Source organism: Candidatus Liberibacter americanus str. Sao Paulo (genome assembly GCF_000496595.1).
Taxonomy (GTDB): domain Bacteria; phylum Pseudomonadota; class Alphaproteobacteria; order Rhizobiales; family Rhizobiaceae; genus Liberibacter; species Liberibacter americanus.
The window spans coordinates 507,355-526,009 of sequence record NC_022793.1; the positions used below are offsets into that span (position 1 = coordinate 507,355).

Consider the following 18,655-nt stretch of genomic DNA (forward strand, 5'->3'; position numbering starts at 1 on the left):
TTTCTTTCATGGATATTAGTTAACAAATTGCATAACGAATAAGATTTATTATAAGCTTTGATTGAGGTGAATTCAATTAATTTGATATTATCAATATTTGATTATTATAAGAATAATTTTGACCTTATTTATATAAATTAGCTTGCATTCACTAAATTGGAATTATTATTTTTGATAAAAGCATAAATACAAATATTAACTAATATTTGTATTATAAAATTTATTATAATATCTTTTATGAAGAGTTGGTATATTAATAATATATAATTTATATCATTAATGATCATTTCATAACTATATTATTGTCTTGTTGATTAGTTGTGTTATTGTATAAATTATTGATTATAATGCTATTATATGGTTTATTATTATAATAACTTATCCATTCTTCCTTGGCGCATTATGATTTCTACTAACATTTTCTTCCCAGATACTACTGAAAATTCTCGGTAGTAATTCCTATCTTTATTCCTAGCAACTGCAATATAATCTCCTTCTGCTAGGATCATTGATGGGGAAGCTTTAATACTTTCTCCGACCGTATCTCCGCTATCTGTTGATATTAGCCATGCTGTATCGGCAATTGCTTCTCCTTTTTCTTCTGCAACAAGTTTAAATTCTACTTTAGCCGCTTTATTTTGAATGCTGACATCAATAATTTTTCCAGCCTCTAATTTAATAACAGTGCTAACTAATGCATTATAATTTCCGTATTTAGAAGTTATTTGATAGTTACCTGCGCTTAATCTTATTAGTGTTTTAGATTTTATTTTATCGGCGATAATTATAGGTTTTTTATTGGGATTTGCATAAATAGAGAATGTGAGATCATCATCTGTAATAAATGAATTTGCTTCGTATACGCTGTGAAGACGCAATCCTCCTGCATTGAGTACAAAAACGTGATTTCGTTGTTTTTCTTTTGGATTTATTTTTACTCTTTTGACCACTCCAGAATGGCCAAAAGAGGCGCTAATTAGGTACTCTCCTGGAAAAAGTTCAAACGATTCTTTTCCTCCTACTGATTTTTTTATCAATGATATTAAGCCGTCTTTATTGAGAGAAGGATCAAAGACATGCCAAGAAACTCCCGTATTTATAGGTTGGCTATTTTCTGTTAATCTTGCTTCAAGAGTGACTTCTTGCAATGGTAATATTCTTTTGCCTCTAGATGCATCCTTATAAATTATAGATGTTTTATGCGTTGTATTAGTATTGTCTTCTTTTGCATATGATGGGAAAGAATATATTGATATTAGAATAATGCTTATAATCTGATTATATAAAGATAAGCTGTTTCTTATTATTTTAGATGATGAATGTAATATCATTTACTGTATCAATTTAAGTTTGAATTATCCGATGCTTTTCAATTATACTATACATTCTATAAAATATATACACCATTATACTGCATCTGCATACTGCTTTCTTCGGTAATTTTTGATGTATTTGTTTCTGAAAATATATCTTAATTAATTTAATTTTTATCTGTTTTTTATAGATCGTTCCTTTAAGTGATTAGATACTATGGAACATATGAGCATAATGATAATGGTTAATAATAATATTTCAAATATTTTTAATATTTAAATTGCAAATATATCTACATAAAATTTTATTTTTATATAAATATATTTTTTTCAATTATAGGGTATAAGATATATACATCTAGTATATATAAATATAATATATCTTGGTATTGTCTATATTATTTGGTATATTTATGAGAAGACTAGTTATAAATCTTGAATTATTTTTTAGTATGGAATTAATTGACTATTAGACACAGTTTTTTTACCCATTCATTGGGTTTTATTTGTAATCATTGTTGTATTATTTTTTATATTAATAATGTTACTATATGTAATATTATATATATATGGCTTTTAATAATATGGTAATTATATTATATTTATCGAGAATAGGGGCTATTTTTTAATCTATTTAGCGATTATTGTTTATATAAATCATTTACTATTTTTATAGTTTGATTGTTATTTAATTATTACAAATTAAAAATTGTATTAATTGTTTTTAATGAGATTTTATGATTAATGTTTGATTTTATCTTAAGGAAAATAGAGTTTTCTTTTCATAGCATTTCTGAGAATTTGCCGACAATCGGTTTTTTGAGTTTTATTTTAATATACGCTCTTGTTTATTCACTGATTATAGCAACTTGGAAATACAGGGTTAACAAACATCCTAAGTTGGATTTGCTAGCTTCTATGATTTGTGGATTACTAATGTCAGTACTGATTTTTCTATCTTTTATAATCATACAAAACAAATCAGTTAATAGAAAAACACCTTATCTGCCTACAAATATTTCTACTCATAAATAATTATATTTTCCAAATAAAACCATGAAAATTAACATATAATATTTATACTTTTATCGGATTTATCCTCAAAAGATACAAATAGCTAACAAAGCATAATCAGTATAATAAATTTATATAAAAAGTAATTACGACACCATCATATAGTTTTAACTAATCGCAGAACAATCTTTAGATGTCATTTAATAGTTTTAAAAATCACATCAAATTTCATAGACTTGATTTAATTCATCTTATGGCCTGTGTATAAATTTATATTTATCATTGTTACAATCCAACAAACGATAATCTTGCCAATTGTTTTATATAATATAACACGTAAAAACTAGTAAGTCATAAAAAATAAATTTGACCATCGTTTATCGCATATTATTTAAATAACTATCCTTGTCTAACTTTGTAACGCGGATTAAGCTTATTAATAACATAAATTTTATTTTTGCGACGCACTAATCTGTTTTCACGATGACGCGTCTTAAGCACTCGCAAAGAGTTTCTTATTTTCACAATTACCACTCCAGAGAAACAACTAATCAATAGGCAACATAACTATCTTTTTTTTGTTTTTAAGTCAATAGATTTAAGTCAACTATAATATATTTTATAAGTTATGTAATAGAATAATTTATAGTTAATTTTTAGGTAATATCTGTGTGACATGGCCCATTTTTCTTTTCGGCAATGCTTTTGATTTTCCGTAAATATGGATTAAGCTTGCATTACATTTAAGCCATTTATCTATTTGTGTTATCTCAAATCCTAGCAAATTATGCATTACACAGTTTGAGTGTCGATAGGGATTGATAATGGGAAGATGTGAAATGCTACGAATGTGTTGTTCAAATTGAGAAATAGTACAAGCTGCTTCCGTCCAATGTCCAGAATTGTGTACTCTGGGCGCCATTTCATTCACAATAATTTGTTCATCATGTGTGACAAAAAACTCAACACAAAGAACTCCAATATAATTTAGTAAATTTAAAATCTTTTCTGTTGCATTTTGAGCTAGATCTGATGTTTTTATGCTAATATTAGCTGGAACTATAGATTTATGTAATATTCCATCAATATGTTGGTTCTCTATTGGATCATAAATGCATATAGATCCATCAGTTGCACGTGCTGCAATAATTGAAATTTCTTTTTCAAATTTTATAAAATTTTCAAAGATAAGATGATTATTGCCTAGAAGAGAGTAAAGGTTATCAATAGGGTCACCTGGATTATATGTTTTTTGTCCTTTGCCGTCATATCCCATGCGCCGAGTTTTTAGTATTCCTTTTTCTGTAGTTTTAGATATAACATTTGATAGTTCTTTTTGGGAATTAATTTCATAAAAAGTTGCTGTATTAAGTCCGGCATCTTGAAAAAATCTCTTTTCATATAAACGATCTTGCGCAATCATAATCGCATTTGATGATGGATATACAGGTCGTATCTTAGAGAGATATTCAATTGATTCTATCGGAATATTCTCAGATTCATATGTTATATAATCGCAAAGGCTGGCAATATCATTTAATGCTTCTATATTATTGTGGTTCTCTATAATTTGCCTTTTGGCAACCTGATTTGCTGGGCATTTATTGTTAGGATCTAGAATAATTACGTTAAAACCTAGTCTAGCAGCAGCCATAGATAACATGCGTGCTAACTGTCCTCCTCCTATGATCCCAATAGTTTTTTGTTTCATATTGAAAAATCCTTGGGATAATTGGAAACAGATGATGTTTGTTGATTTCTCCAATCGTCTAAGCGTTCAGTAAGATTTTCATCGCTTAGTGCAAGTATTGCAATTGCTAGTAGGGCGGCATTAATTGCTCCAGATTTTCCAATAGCCATAGTTCCTACTGGGATGCCTGTAGGCATTTGCACTATCGATAAAAGACTATCTAATCCTCTTAGAGCCTGCGACATTATTGGGACACCTAAAACAGGAATAGATGTCATAGACGCCAACATGCCAGGGAGATGTGCGGCTCCACCAGCTCCTGCAATTATCAACTTAAATCCTTCAAAGCGTGCATTATTAGAAAATTCTATTAATCTATTAGGAGTACGATGGGCTGAGATAATGCGTGCTTCATAATCAACTCCTATTGTATCCAACATGTCTGCTGTATGTTTCATGATTTTCCAGTCAGATTGGCTTCCCATAATAATGGCAATAGGTGGTGCTATACTCATAAAATTGCTCCTTTTATGTGATTATTTAAGCAATAACTTGCTATTTTTAAACAGACAAGCGTCAGTAAATATTTCATTTTATTGATGTGTGACGGATATTAGTGTTTTAAAATACAATGTTAAGTCTTTTCAGAAGATATTTCCATGTCAAATATGGAATAGATTAAATGCTACTAGTTTATTGTTAATGTATATCTGCTGATTGAATTGATTGTTATGATTATTTTTAACTCTCATGTTTTTCTTTTATATTACAATTTTAGACCATAGTATTTTAAATTTGGATTATTTTTTAACAATTATTAAAAAATAATGTAGATTATTAATATATTGATTAATACAGGATTATTTTTAATTATTAATGATTCAATTATCCGTATTTGTGCAACATTCTATTATAATATATTTGATAGTGCATTATATATCATCTTAACAATAGATAATACTGTTAAAAGTTATGTTTTTGATTGTTATATACGAAATTTTTCCTTATATATTATGCCTTGGACTTAAATAATTAGATAAAAAAGAGAATAAAACATGCCTAGATCTGCGCTTCTTAATGTTATGGTAGAAGCTGCTTTAAAAGCAGGAAGGTCCTTATTACGTGATTTTGGCGATGTTCAGAATTTACAGATATCTCTTAAAGGTCCAGCTGATTTTGTAACTCAAGCTGATTTAAAGTCTCAAGAGATCATTTATCAACAGCTGTCTCATGCTCGTCCTAACTATGGATTTTGTGGCGAGGAAGGGGAATATATTCGGGGGAAAGATAGTAATGTTCGTTGGATTGTTGATCCGTTAGATGGAACAACTAATTTTCTTCATGCTATCCCGCATTTTTGTGTTTCCATTGCTTTAGAGCGTAATAATGAAATAGTAGCTAGTGTTATTTTTAGCCCTATAACAGATGAATTATACACTGCAGAACGTGGGAGTGGAGCTTTTTTAAATGACCGTCGGATACGTGTTGCTTCTCGCCGTATGCTATCTAAATCTGTGATTTGTTGTGGCATCCCGCATCTAGGTTTTGATAAAAAAGATGATTTTATCGTTATATTGCGTCGTATTATGGATAGGGTTGCTGGCGTTCGTCGTTTTGGTGCAGCAGCTCTTGATTTGGCTTATATTGCGGCAGGTAGGTTCGATGGTTTTTGGGAGGTTGGATTGTCTCCTTGGGATATGGCAGCAGGAATTATGCTTATTCGTGAAGCAGGTGGGTTAGCCACTGATTTTTCGGGTGGAAATATGATGTTTGAAACTAAGAGCATAGTAGCCGGAAACAGCTATATACATAAAGAGATATTGAGAATAGTTGGCAATTAATAAAGTTATAAATTGTTTTATATTTCGTATATTGAGTCTCATTTTCTCTCAAATACTACGATAATATAGTTATTATCATAATATAATTAAGGGTGTATTATGGTCGTATTTTGGCTATAAATAGCTTGTAGATATGACTTATCTAATTATTATATGATTATTGCTAAGATTAAATATCGATCTTGTCTTAGATAATAGGTATTATGAGATTTAGGATGATTTTAGTTCATAAATTAATTACATATGAGTATACTTTTTAGTATTTCAAAGCTATTTGTTTTATATTTTCCTTTGAATGTCGTGTAGAGTATATCCCCGTCTACTTTAACAAATTTTTAGATGTTGAGGAAATTTTATTTTCTATATTTAAAGCTGTTATTTAGTTTTATACTGCTGTTATTGTTGGAGATGCAGAACAACAATATTCGCCTTTACATCCTTTGCTTGATTGGTTGCACTATAACGGGTTCAAAGTCGTCGCAAAAAATGCAAAAGAATTTACGGATTCTACAGGACGAAAAAAAATTAAAACAAGTATGGAAATTGAATTAGCAGTTGATGCTTTTGAAAAATCTCAGGGAGTTGATAGTCTTGTAATATTTTCAGGGGATAATGTTGTTATTTAGTTTTATACTAATGAAATAAAGCAATATATCGTTTGTTGATATGTTGTATACTCTATATATGAATCAATGCTTTATTATTATCTTAATATTATAATTTGCCCTTTATTAAATTAATTTAAAAAATTTTATGCGCGTAAGACGCGTAATAACATGGTGGTGAAAAAATTAAGTTGATCGTTAATCTAAATCAAATTCATAAATATGAAGCTTGATTATTATTCTTATATGAATGATAATGCGGCAGCTTTTGGTGTATAAATTTAATTATTCATTGTTTGATTTTCTTTTAAGCATTGTTTGATTTGCTTTTAAGTATGTAGTTAATTGTTAATATGTATTATGCGTTGACGTATTATGTTAGATGTATTTAAGCCACAATCTAAGCCTGTTCGTCCTTTTTTTTCTTCTGGTCCTTGCGCGAAGCGTCCGGGATGGTCTATTGGCGATTTAAAAGGAGCGTTGCTTAACCGATCTCACAGATCTGCTCTAGGAAAAGACAAGATTAGGCGTGCAATAGAGTTTACGCGTGATGTTTTATCTGTCCCATCAGATTATCGTATTGCTATAGTTCCTGCTTCTGATACTGGAGCTGTTGAAATGGCTTTGTGGTCTTTGCTTGGTCCTCGTGGAGTTGATGTTCTTGCGTGGGAAAGTTTTGGAGCTGGTTGGATTGCAGATATTCGGATGTTAGAGATTGATGATGTGCGAGAATTTACTGCTCCTTACGGCCATCTACCAGACTTTTCTAAAGTAAACTTTAATAGAGATGTGGTTTTTGTTTGGAATGGCACAACTTCTGGTGTATGCGTGCCTGATGCTGAATTTATTCCAGAATCCAGAGATGGTTTGGTGATATGTGATGCTACTTCTGCAGTTTTTGCGCAAAAAGTTGATTTAAAAAAATTGGATGTTACTACTTTTTCTGCACAGAAAGTTTTGGGTGGAGAAGCTGGATTTGGTGTTATTATATTATCCCCGCGTTCTGTTGAACGTCTTGAAAATTATATCCCTGCTAGGCCATTGCCCAAAATTTTTCGCATGACTAAGGATGGTAGGATTAATGAGGAGCTATTCTCAGGGCACACAATAAATACTCCTTCGTTGCTATGTATAGAAGATTATATTGATGCGTTGCTTTGGGTTAAAAAAATAGGTGGAGTTGATGCTACGATTGAACGATGCAATGAAAATTCTGCTGTGTTATTTGATTTTATACATAAAAATGATTGGATTGATAATTTAGCAGTTGATTTGAAGACTCGTTCTAATACCTCTGTTTGTATGAAAATTATTGATCCTGATATTTTGTCTCTTGGCATAGATTCTCAAACAGCTTTTGCTAAATCTATAGTTTCTGTTTTGGAAAATGAAGAGGTTGCATATGATATTGGCTCATATCGCGATGCTCCTTCAGGATTACGTATTTGGGTAGGAGCTACTATCTCTAAAGAAGATCTTATATTGCTTTGTGATTGGCTAAAGTGGGCATTCTATTTTCAGAAAAGTGCTTTTTTGCGAGCTTTTTCTTGAATTTGTTATAAATATAGATGATGATCTTGCCAAATTTTATTGTTTATTATTATTTAAGTCTATTAAGTTTGTACTTATTGCATTGTTATTTTTAATTTAAACTAGATTTTGATTTAAAAATTTGAGAATATGTGTTGATTGTCTTTTTTGTTATTAGTTGCATCTATAAGTTATTGAGTTTGTTTTGTAATGAATAAAAGATGCTAGGTAGGTATAGATAAATATGAATAACTTAGATTTGGATAAGGATCGCAAAGATATACGCGTTGTTGTTGCCATGTCAGGAGGAGTTGATTCTTCTGTTGTAGCTGGAATGCTAAAACGAGATGGATATGAGACTATAGGCGTCACGTTACAGCTGTATCCTAGAGATAATATGGCAAAAAAATCTGGTTCATGTTGTTCGGGCCAGGATGTTTATGATGCGCGTCGCGTTTGTGAATCTATTGGTATACCGCATTATGTTTTTGATTATAAGGAGCGTTTTTATAATTCTGTTATAGTTCCTTTTGCAGATTCATATATTGCTGGAGAAACTCCTTTGCCTTGCGTTGAGTGTAATAGAACTGTTAAATTTTCGGATTTATTGTCTTTTACACGTCAATTAGGAGCTGATATTTTAGCTACAGGTCATTACATACGTTCTAGTATTCATGTTGGAGAAGATGGGGTTCGTCGGCGTATAATGTGTCGACCTATGGATTCTGCAAAAGATCAAAGTTATTTTTTATTCGCAACTACTAAGCAGCAGTTATGCGATCTACGTTTTCCTCTTGGAGATATGAAAAAAGAAGATGTTAGAAAAATTGCAAAAGAGATGGGATTGAAAGTTGCTGATAAATCAGATAGTCAAGACATTTGTTTTGTTCAGAACGGAAGATATTCTGACTTAGTGAAAAATTTGCATAAGAATTCTTCATTAGAAGGAGATATTATACATCTAGATGGAACAGTATTAGGTCGGCATAAAGGCATTGTTGATTATACTATAGGTCAAAGGCGTGGTCTTGGTGTTTCGACTGGTGAGCCGCTTTTTGTGGTTCATATGGATGCAGATAGCGCTAAAGTAATCGTTGGTCCTAGAGAAGCATTAGAGGTTAATAGTATTTATTTGCGTGATATAAATTGGTTAGGAGATGGTTTTTTTGAAGATGTAGCAACTGTTGGCTTTAAATGTTTTGCTAAAATTCGTTCTTCACAAGATCCTGTTCCTGTATTTGTTGGGAAGGATATTAATGGATTTTATGTAGAATTTGAAAATGGTGAGGAAGGTGTTTCTGCAGGTCAGGCATGTGTATTCTATAGCTCTGATTCAATGGAGGCAATTGTTCTAGGAGGCGGATTTATTAGTTACTCTAAGCGTTCTAATGAGGTAGAGCAAATGCTGTTTTCTATAACTGGCAAAGATACTTTTAGTCATCGGACTAGATAAATTTAATGTAATTAGTTTGGTTTTAAATCAATTAGTGTTCTTATTCAGTTTTTTTGTTGACAGTTTGATGTTGATAATCGTAATCAATGTGTTTTAGATATAGTAAAATTTGGCGGGGTAGCTCAGTTGGTTAGAGCAGAGGAATCATAATCCTTGTGTCGGGGGTTCGAATCCCTCCTTCGCTACCATTTAGATTGTTATAAATTTAATATTTCTCATGCATTTATGAGTTTATATTTTGTTTGTTGCTTTACCGCTTTATGTTATGTTCATGATTATTTTTAATTATTATGGATAACGAGGGATAAGGGGAAATTATAGGATGGCTAAGGTAAGTTTTGTTCGAGACAGAGAGAATATAGGTGTTTGTTCTATAGGTCACGTTGATCATGGTAAGACGACACTTACATCTGCTATTACGAAGTATTACGGTGATTTTACTGCGTATGATCAGATTGATAGGGCTCCGGAAGAGCGTTCGCGAGGTATTACTATTTCTACGGCGCATGTTTCCTATAAGACAGATAGCAGGTCTTATTGTCATGTTGACTGTCCTGGTCATGCTGATTATGTGAAGAATATGATAACTGGTGCTGCGCAGGTTGATGGTGCGATACTTGTTTGCTCTGCCAATGATGGTGCTATGCCTCAGACTAAGGAGCATATTCTTCTTGCTCGTCAGGTTGGTGTTCCGTCTATTGTTGTTTACATTAACAAGGTTGATATGATTAGCGATGCTGACAAAGAGGTTATCGAGATTGTTGAGATGGAGCTTCGCGAGATTTTGACCGAGAATGGTTTTCCCGGTAATGAGATACCTTTCATTAGAGGTTCTGCATTTTGTGCGATGGAGGGGAAGAATAAGGAGATAGGAGAAGATTCTATTCATGAATTGATGAAAGCGGTTGATAGTTATATTCCTACTCCTGTTAGAGATGTTGACGGACCTTTTTTGATGAATGTAGAAGATGTATTTTCTATTGGTGGTCGTGGTACTGTTGCGACTGGGCGTATTAGTAGAGGATCTGTTAAGGTAGGTAATCCCCTTGAGATAGTAGGTATTCGTCCGACGGCTAGTACGACATGTACTGGTGTTGAGATGTTTCAACAAGTGATGGATAGTGGTATTGCTGGTGATAATGTTGGGATATTGCTTAGGGGTATACAACGTTCAGATGTTGTTAGAGGGCAAGTTCTTTGTGCTCCTGGTTCTATTAAGCCGCATCATAAGTTTAGATGTAAGGTTTATGTTTTGAAGAAGTCTGAAGGTGGTCGTCATACTGCTTTTTTTGACAATTATCGTCCGCAGTTTTATATTGGTACATCTGATGTTACTGGTAAGGTTATATTGGATGGTGATACTAAGATGGTAATGCCTGGGGATAACGTTTCTATAACTGTAGAGCTTATTTATCCTATAGCTATTGAAAAAGGTCGTCGTTTTGCTATTCGTGAAGGTGGTAGAACTGTTGGTGCTGGTATTGTGACTGATATTATTGAGTGATTTAATATTTAAATATAATGTTTTTAGTATTGGCGATATATAAATCAGTTTTTTAGAAGAAAAGGGGTATAGCTCAGTTGGTAGAGCGGCGGTCTCCAAAACCGCAGGCCGTGGGTTCGAGTCCCTCTGCCCCTGCCATTTTGTTTCTATTTAATTAGTTGTTGTGTCATAATTGTGTAGATCTGCGGTTTATCTCTTGATTTTATAATAAGCGCGTGTTCTAAAGATATTCTGAGATATCTATTTAAAAATAATTGGTGGTTTTAATGGCTTTGCTAGACTTTTTAAAAAATGTTAAAATTGAAGTAAAAAAAATTATTTGGCCGTCTCGCAACGAGGTTGTTGTTTCGGCTATTCTTGTAATGATTATGTTAGTTGTTTCTTCAGTTTTTTTTTTGATGGTTGACCATTTTATAGGATCAATTATGAGTTTTATTCTATATGTGAGGTGATTAGTTGTCGGGTGATAGGATGGTGTCTCGTTGGTTTATAATCCAAGTATATTCTAATTGTGAAAAGAGTGCTGTTAAATCTATTTGTGAGAGATTGAATAGGACTGGATTGAGAAATTTTTTGGAAGAAATCATAGTGCCTTCTGAAAAAGTTGTTGTTGTTCGTAAAGGAAGGAAAGTAGATTCTGAACGTAGGTTTTTCCCAGGTTATGTATTAGCAAAAGCTGTTATGAATGATGAAGTATATCATGCTATTAAATCAGCTCCGAAAGTAATAGGTTTTCTTGGATCTGACAATAATCCTTCTCCTGTTTCAGATGAGGAAATAAATCGTATTATGGGTCAAGTTGAAGCATCCGAATATGGGCCTGTTTCTTCTATTATGTTTGAGATCGGTGAACAGGTTTATGTTTCTGATGGTCCATTTGCTTCTTTTAATGGTATTGTTAAGGATGTTGATGAAGACAAGTCTCGCCTTAAAGTAGAAGTTTTAATTTTTGGTAGAGCTACTCCTGTGGAGCTTTCTTATAATCAGGTTGAAAAGATCGTTTAATTTTTTTTCATAAATTTATTTACTTGTTTGAAAATGTTTGCTTTATGTGTATGTATTGCGTATAGCTTATGTTTTTTGATTTGTTTTCAAATTTGTTGTTGTAATATATAAATTATTATTTATGAAGGACTAGGTATGGCTAAAAAGATTGTTCGTCGTGTCAGATTGCAGATAGATTCTGGTTCTGCAAAACCTTCTCCTCCAGTTGGTCCTGCTATTGGTCAAACTGGTGTTCCTATTATGGAATTTTGTAAGGCTTTTAATGCGGCGACTAAAGATATGGAAAAGGGTATTCCTGTTCCAACTACAGTGATTTGTTATAATGATAAATCATTTACTTTTACTATGAGTCAGCCTCCAGTCAGTTTTTTCCTTAAAAGTGAGGTGGGCATTAAGTCAGGATCTAAGCTTCCTGGTAAGGAATCTTGTGGATCTATATCTCGTGTAAAAATTCGTGAAATTGCTGAAAAGAAATTATGTGATATGGGTGATGTTAATATTAAGGGAGCTATGCGCATGGTAGAGGGTTCTGCTATTTCAATGGGTATAGATGTGGTGGATTAAGAGTATGGTTTCTAAAATTTCAAAACGTATGCAGCGTATTTCTCAAGGAATTGATCCTTATGCTTTTTACAGTTTAAGAGATGCAATTTCGATGATAAAGGAGCGTGCTATAGCTAAATTCGATGAAACTGTCGAGATTGCGATGAATTTAGGAGTTGATCCTCGTCATGCTGATCAGATGGTTCGTGGTGTTGTTAGTATGCCTAATGGTACAGGTGTTGCTGTTCGAGTGGCTGTTTTTGCTACTTCTGTGAAAGCTGATGAGGCTAGAGATGCGGGTGCTGATATTGTTGGAGGGGAAGACCTTTTTGAAATAGTGAAGAATGGTAATATAGATTTTGATCGCTGTATAGCAACTCCTGATATGATGCCTTTTGTTGGTAGATTAGGTAGGGTTTTAGGGCCTCGTGGTATTATGCCTAATCCTAAGCTTGGTACTGTGACTATGGATGTTGCTGATGCTGTTCATTCTTTGAAAAGAGGCGCCGTTAATTTTCGTGTTGAAAAAGCTGGTATAGTCCATGCTGGTATAAGCAAAGTTTCTTTTGAAAATAAAAAAATAGAAGAGAATGTTTTGGCTTTTGTAGATGCGGTTATTAAGGCCAAGCCTTCTTCCTCTAAAGGTGAATATATGAGGCGAGTTACTTTATCATCTACTATGGGGCGTGGTGTAAGGGTTGACCTTTCCTCATTAACTGTTTAGTGTTTTTTTTATTAAAAATCCTTGATTTTTATTATTATTTATCAAGAATTATATTCTAGGTATTTCCTTGCTTGTTATAGAGTTGTTAATAATTTGGCTGTGGAATTTTTGATTTCGGATGTGAATAAAAAAGGTTTGTATATGTTTATATGTTTGTCATCTGGAGATAAGAGTTGAAAAGGCAGGAAAAAATCTTAGAGGTTGCGGAGTTAGGTAAGATTTTTTCTTCTTATAACTCAGTAGTTGTTGCTCATTATAAAGGAATAAATGTTGCGCAAATCGGTAGTCTTAGAAAAAAGATGAAAGAAGCGGGAGGATTTGCTAAGGTTGTAAAGAACCGTCTTGTTAAGGTTGCTATCAAAGACACCGATTTTCAGGGTATGTCTGATTTTTTTTCTGGGCAATCTTTGATAGTTTGTTCCAAAGATCCTGTTGCTGCACCCCAAATTTCTGTTGATTTTGCAAAAGAGAATGATCAATTTAAGATTATTGGTGGCATTTTGGACAAGGGGATATTGGATAATGATGCCATAAAAGAGATAGCCTCTCTTCCGAGCATTGATGTACTTCGTGCTAGGATTTTAGGCTGTATTCAGCATAATTCTGTCAGGTTGCTTAGAACTCTTAATGCGCCTCATGCTCGTTTTTTTCATATTATATCTGCTTGTATGGAAGAAAATAAGCAAGATTAGTTTTGTTAATTATAAAGAAAATAAAAGGAAATACGTAAATGTCCAATGTTAATCTTGACTCAATTGTTGATCAATTATGCTCTCTTACACTTATGCAGTCTTCAGAGCTTTCGAAGAAGCTGGAGGAGAAATTAGGTATTTCAGCTGCTTCTTTCTTATCTGCTGCTCCTGCTGCTCAGTCTGCTCCTGCGGATGATGCTGTTTCTAAGGCTGCGGAACAAACTGATTTTAATGTTGTATTGTCTGGATTTGCTGATAATAGCAAAATTGCTGTTATTAAGGAAGTTAGAACAATTACCTCGCTTGGATTAAAAGAGGCTAAAGCGCTTGTAGAATCCTGTCCTAAGACTATAAAAGAAGCTGTTTCTAAGGCTGAAGCAGAAGAAATTAAGGAAAAGCTTGTTGCTGTTGGAGCGAAAATTGATCTGGAATAGTTGATTTATTTTTTTTTTGATGTTTTTAAGGGATTATATCGCTTTTGGAAGTGATTTCTATAGTTTCCTATTATTTTTATTTTTCGTGATTTGATGATGAGGAGAAGCAATGGCTAAAGGTATTGTGTTCAATGGTCTCGGGCGTGAGCGCAAGTTTTTTGGAAGAATACCTGAGATAATTGACATACCTGATCTCGTTGAAGTTCAGAGAGCGTCTTATGATAAATTTTTGATGATTGACCATCCTAGTGATTCTCGTCCTAATGAGGGTTTGCAGGATGCTTTTCGTTCGGTATTTCCTGTCACTGCATTTTCTGGAGCTGCGATGCTTGAGTTTGTATCATACGAATTTGAGCCTCCAAAGTTTGATGTTGAAGATTGTCTTAGACGTAATTTGACATATTCTGCTCCATTAAAGATTATATTGCGTTTGATTGTATTTGATATAGATGAGTTTACTGGTGCTAAATCTATTAAAGATATAAAAGAGCAAAGCGTCTATATGGGTGATATACCTTTGATGACAGAGGATGGAACCTTTGTTATTAACGGTACTCCTAGAGTTGTTGTTTCTCAAGTACATCGTTCTCCTGGTATACTTTTTGATCACGATAAAGGAAGAGCTAGTTTGTCTGGCAAATTGCTATATGCATGCCGTATAATCCCTAATATGGGTTTATGGCTTGATATAGAATTTGATACCAAAGATATTATCCATATGCGGGTGGATAGACGTCGTAAAATTCCTGTAACTTCTTTTTTGATGGCTTTGGGAATGGATCATGAGGAGATTTTATCTACTTTTTATTCTAAGGTTAGTTATACTAAAAAAGGTGATTATTGGTCTTTTCCATTAAGTTCTGCTGAGATAATGATAGGTTCGAAATTATCTTATAACTTGATTGATATAAATACAGGTGAAGTTGTAGTTGATAGCGGGCGTAAGCTTAGTCCGTTGTTATTTAAGGGATTTAAGGATAAAGGGATAGAATGCTTAGGAATAGAGCGTGATGCTTTATATGGTTTTTATGTGGCGGAAGATATAGTCAACACGGAGACTGGTGAAATATATCTTGAGGCTGGTAATGAGATTGATGAGGATAGTTTAGATAAAATTATATCTGCTGGCATTTATGATATTCCTACCCTTTATGTAGATTCTGCAAGTAGTAATGCGTATCTACGTAATACCTTAGCTGCTGATAAGAATGAAAATCGTCAAGATGCGCTTTTAGATATATATCGTGTTATGCGTCCCGGTGATGTTCCTACCGTCTCTGCTGCTGAGTCAATGTTTAATTATCTTTTTTCTGATCCTGATAAATATGATCTTTCGGCTGTTGGTCGTGTTAAGATGAATATGCGTCTTAACCTTGATGCTCCTGATACTGTTCGTCATATTAGAAAGGAAGATGCCATAGCTATCATTAAGGTGTTGATAGATCTACGTGATGGTAAAGGCAAGATTGATGATATTGATAATTTAGGTAATCGTCGAGTTCGTTCTGTTGGTGAGATGTTAAAGAATCAATATCGACTCGGGCTATTGCGTATGGAACGATCTATTAAGGAAAGAATTTCCTTGGTTGATATTGATACGGTTATGCCGCAGGATTTGATTAATGCTAAACCTGTTGTGTCTGCTGTGCGTGATTTTTTCTGTTCTTCGCAATTATCACAGCTTGAGGAACATGTTAATTCTCTATCTCGTATTACGCACACCCGTCGTTTGTCTGCTTTGGGTCAAGGTGGTATTACAAGGGCAAGAGCGGGTTTTGAGGTTCGTGATGTTCATCCTACACATTATGGACGTATTTGTCCTGCTGAGACCTCTGAAGGTCATAACATAGGTCTTGTAAGTTCGCTTGCGTCTTTTGCTCGTGTTAATGAATATGGTTTTATTGAGACTCCTTATCGTAAAGTTGAAGATGGTAGGGTCACAAATGAGGTTGTATATTTATCTGCATCTGAAGAAGAAAATTGTTATATAGCTCAAGCTAATTCTGCTATTAATGAAGATGGTTTGTTCGTAGATGATTTAGTATTTTGTAGATGTGCTGGAGAAGAAGTTCTTGTACCTCAAAAAAACATACATTTTATAGATGCCTCTCCAAAACAGGTTGTTTCTATTGCAGCATCTCTTATTCCTTTCTTGGAAAACGATGATTCAAACCGTGTTCTTATGGGTTGTAATATGCAGCGTCAGGCTGTCCCATTGTTGAAAGCTGAAGCCCCTTTTGTTGGTACTGGTATGGAGCAGATAGTCGCCAAGAGTTCAGGTGCTGCTATTGTCGCAAAACATGCTGGGATTGTAGAACAAGTTGATGCGATGCGTATAGTAATTCGTGTTGTAGAAGAAAATCTTGATCCTTCTGATTCCGGAGTAGATATTTACCGTTTGACGAAGTTTCAACGCTCTAATCAAAATACTTGTGTTAATCAGCGTCCGTTAGTAAAAGTTGGAGATACAGTTCGCAAGAATGACATTATAGCTGATGGTCCATCTACAGATTCTGGAGATTTAGCGCTTGGTCGTAATATCGTAGTTGCTTTTATGCCTTGGCGTGGATACAACTTTGAGGATTCCATGCTTGTTTCTGAGCGCATGGTTTCTGATGATGTCTTTACTTCTATTCATATAGGAGAATTTGAGGTGATGGCACGTGATACCAAGCTAGGTCCGGAGGAGATAACACGCGATATTCCTAATATCTCAGAGGAAGGTTTAAAGAATATTGATGAATGTGGCGTTATTTGTGTTGGTGCTGAAATTAATCCAGGTGATATTTTAGTAGGTAAAATCACTCCTAAGAGTGAGAGTCCTATGACGCCTGAAGAGAAGCTGTTGCGAGCTATTTTTGGTGAGAAGGCTTCAGATGTACGTGATACTTCATTGCGTGTTCCACCAGGTATTTCTGGTACGGTTGTTGATGTGCGTATTTTTAATCGACACGGGATTGAAAAGAGCGAGCGTTCTTTGTCTGTTGAAAGAGAGCAAATTGAGATTCTCGATCGAGATAGAGATGATGAGCAGGCAATTCTAGATCGTAATACTTATAGTAGATTGATGGAGTTTTTATGTGGTCAGACTATTGTTTCTGGGCCTAAAGGATTTAAAAAGAATACAGTTCTTTCGAGTGATTTAATGACAGAGTATCCTCGCTCTCAGTGGTGGATGTTTGCAGTTAAAGACGAAAAAGTTCAACGTAATATTGAATCTTTAAAAGCAAGATATGATTCTTCTAAATCTGTTCTTGAAAATCGTTTTAAAAATAAGGTTGAGAAGATTAAATGGGGCGATGATATGCCTCCAGGTGTTTTAAGGGTTGTCAAAATTTTTGTTGCTATGAAGCGTAAACTGCAGCCCGGAGATAAGATGGCTGGGCGTCATGGTAATAAAGGAATTGTTTCTCGTATACTTCCTTGTGAGGATATGCCTTTTCTTGAAGACGGCACTCCGGTTGATATTGTGCTTAATCCGTTAGGTGTTCCATCTCGTATGAATGTTGGTCAAATTTTTGAGACTCATCTTGGTTGGGCTTGCGTTGGTCTTGGAAAGAAAATCAAAAGTCTTATAAATGATTATAAGGCAAATGGTGATATACTTCCTTTGCGGACTTTTGTTCAAAATATCGTTGGTAAAGGTTCTCAATATGATAAATTATCTCAATATGATGATAAGTCTGTATTGAGTTTTGCAGATCAGTGGAAGTCGGGTGTATTTGTTTCAACTCCTGTTTTTGACGGTGCCAGCGAAGATGATATAAGTTTTATGATTGGTATGGCTGGATTGGATAAAAGCGGACAATCTATCCTTTATGATGGCCTTACAGGAGAGAAATTTGACCGTCCAGTAACTGTTGGTTATATTTATATGTTAAAGCTTAACCATATGGTTGATGATAAGATTCATGCTCGCTCTATCGGTAGTTATTCTCTTGTATCACAGCAGCCTGTAGGAAGAAAATCATTGTGCGGAGGGCAACGCTTGGGAGAAATGGAAGTTGCTTGTATACAAGCTTATGGTGCTGCGTATATCTTGCAAGAAATGCTTACTATTAAATCTGATGATATTGTGGGACGTACTAAGGTTTATGAATCTATCGTTTCAGGAGATCATTCTTTTGAAACAGGAGTTCCAGAAAGTTTCAATGTGTTGATAAAAGAAATACAAGGTTTAGGCTTGAGTATTGATTTAGAAAATTCTCGTGTAGTAAATAATGTAAATATGGAAGAAATTCCTGATTTGAGTAAGTAATATAGGCTATAAATATTATTTATTCTTTTGTTTTTATTTAAAAAATTTT

At 33.8% G+C, this 18,655-nt stretch carries 16 protein-coding genes, 2 tRNA genes and 1 pseudogene; 15 read left to right on the forward strand and 4 right to left on the reverse strand.

The features are described 5' to 3' along the window. Positions 1-368: 368 nt before the first annotated feature. Complete coding sequence (locus tag LAM_RS02165) at positions 369-1,331, reverse strand: hypothetical protein (protein ID WP_007557201.1); 963 nt, start codon at positions 1,329-1,331, stop codon at positions 369-371. Positions 1,332-2,057: 726 nt separating this feature from the next. Between LAM_RS02165 and LAM_RS02170 the strand changes: the two genes are divergently transcribed. Then, on the forward strand, positions 2,058-2,348 hold the full coding sequence (locus LAM_RS02170; RefSeq protein ID WP_007557202.1) for a hypothetical protein: 291 nt from the start codon (positions 2,058-2,060) through the stop codon (positions 2,346-2,348). Positions 2,349-2,726: 378 nt separating this feature from the next. Here LAM_RS02170 and LAM_RS02175 read toward each other — a convergent pair whose 3' ends face one another. The 3 genes from LAM_RS02175 to purE all read right to left on the reverse strand — a co-directional run bounded on the left by LAM_RS02175 (position 2,727) and on the right by purE (position 4,532). Continuing rightward, positions 2,727-2,852 carry a ribosomal protein bL36 gene (locus LAM_RS02175; protein ID WP_007557203.1) on the reverse strand — a complete coding sequence of 42 codons (126 nt, stop codon included), beginning with the start codon at positions 2,850-2,852 and terminating at the stop codon, positions 2,727-2,729. A gap of 124 nt (positions 2,853-2,976) precedes the next feature. After that, positions 2,977-4,038, reverse strand: coding sequence for a 5-(carboxyamino)imidazole ribonucleotide synthase (locus LAM_RS02180; protein ID WP_007557204.1), 1,062 nt, complete (start codon positions 4,036-4,038; stop codon positions 2,977-2,979). Next, a complete protein-coding gene (gene purE / locus LAM_RS02185) occupies positions 4,035-4,532 on the reverse strand; it encodes a 5-(carboxyamino)imidazole ribonucleotide mutase (protein ID WP_007557205.1) in 498 nt (165 codons plus the stop codon). The genes LAM_RS02180 and purE overlap by 4 nt, the downstream gene beginning before the upstream one ends. Positions 4,533-5,072: 540 nt before the next feature. On the opposite strand from purE, the gene LAM_RS02190 reads away from it, so the two are divergent. From LAM_RS02190 to rpoB, 14 genes and pseudogenes are all read left to right on the forward strand, one after another. Continuing rightward, a complete protein-coding gene (locus LAM_RS02190) occupies positions 5,073-5,858 on the forward strand; it encodes an inositol monophosphatase family protein (RefSeq protein ID WP_007557206.1) in 786 nt (261 codons plus the stop codon). 383 nt (positions 5,859-6,241) lie between these two features. Beyond that, positions 6,242-6,469: pseudogene (locus LAM_RS05275) on the forward strand (NYN domain-containing protein); the annotation flags it as partial. A 369-nt stretch (positions 6,470-6,838) separates the two neighbouring features. Further along, on the forward strand, positions 6,839-8,014 hold the full coding sequence (locus LAM_RS02200; protein ID WP_007557207.1) for a phosphoserine transaminase: 1,176 nt from the start codon (positions 6,839-6,841) through the stop codon (positions 8,012-8,014). 223 nt (positions 8,015-8,237) lie between these two features. Continuing rightward, on the forward strand, positions 8,238-9,446 hold the full coding sequence (mnmA, locus tag LAM_RS02205; RefSeq protein WP_007557208.1) for a tRNA 2-thiouridine(34) synthase MnmA: 1,209 nt from the start codon (positions 8,238-8,240) through the stop codon (positions 9,444-9,446). A 111-nt stretch (positions 9,447-9,557) separates the two neighbouring features. Further along, positions 9,558-9,634, forward strand: a tRNA-Met gene (locus LAM_RS02210). 134 nt (positions 9,635-9,768) lie between these two features. Beyond that, complete coding sequence (gene tuf / locus LAM_RS02215) at positions 9,769-10,950, forward strand: elongation factor Tu (protein ID WP_007557022.1); 1,182 nt, start codon at positions 9,769-9,771, stop codon at positions 10,948-10,950. A gap of 62 nt (positions 10,951-11,012) precedes the next feature. Beyond that, a tRNA-Trp gene (locus LAM_RS02220) sits at positions 11,013-11,088 on the forward strand. Between the two features lie 128 nt (positions 11,089-11,216). Then, positions 11,217-11,402: a preprotein translocase subunit SecE gene (secE, locus tag LAM_RS02225; RefSeq protein ID WP_007557339.1), complete on the forward strand. Its 186-nt coding sequence runs from the start codon at positions 11,217-11,219 to the stop codon at positions 11,400-11,402. Positions 11,403-11,421: 19 nt separating this feature from the next. Continuing rightward, positions 11,422-11,955: a transcription termination/antitermination protein NusG gene (gene nusG / locus LAM_RS02230; protein WP_007557340.1), complete on the forward strand. Its 534-nt coding sequence runs from the start codon at positions 11,422-11,424 to the stop codon at positions 11,953-11,955. Positions 11,956-12,090: 135 nt separating this feature from the next. Continuing rightward, positions 12,091-12,519: a 50S ribosomal protein L11 gene (gene rplK, locus LAM_RS02235; protein WP_007557341.1), complete on the forward strand. Its 429-nt coding sequence runs from the start codon at positions 12,091-12,093 to the stop codon at positions 12,517-12,519. A gap of 4 nt (positions 12,520-12,523) precedes the next feature. Further along, positions 12,524-13,222 (forward strand): 50S ribosomal protein L1, encoded by a 699-nt coding sequence (gene rplA, locus LAM_RS02240; protein WP_007557342.1) that lies wholly within the window; start codon positions 12,524-12,526, stop codon positions 13,220-13,222. Between the two features lie 173 nt (positions 13,223-13,395). Beyond that, on the forward strand, positions 13,396-13,914 hold the full coding sequence (rplJ, locus tag LAM_RS02245; RefSeq protein WP_007557343.1) for a 50S ribosomal protein L10: 519 nt from the start codon (positions 13,396-13,398) through the stop codon (positions 13,912-13,914). A 38-nt stretch (positions 13,915-13,952) separates the two neighbouring features. Beyond that, on the forward strand, positions 13,953-14,348 hold the full coding sequence (gene rplL, locus LAM_RS02250) for a 50S ribosomal protein L7/L12 (protein WP_007557344.1): 396 nt from the start codon (positions 13,953-13,955) through the stop codon (positions 14,346-14,348). Positions 14,349-14,457: 109 nt separating this feature from the next. After that, positions 14,458-18,606, forward strand: coding sequence for a DNA-directed RNA polymerase subunit beta (gene rpoB / locus LAM_RS02255; RefSeq protein WP_007557345.1), 4,149 nt, complete (start codon positions 14,458-14,460; stop codon positions 18,604-18,606). Positions 18,607-18,655 lie beyond the last annotated feature (49 nt).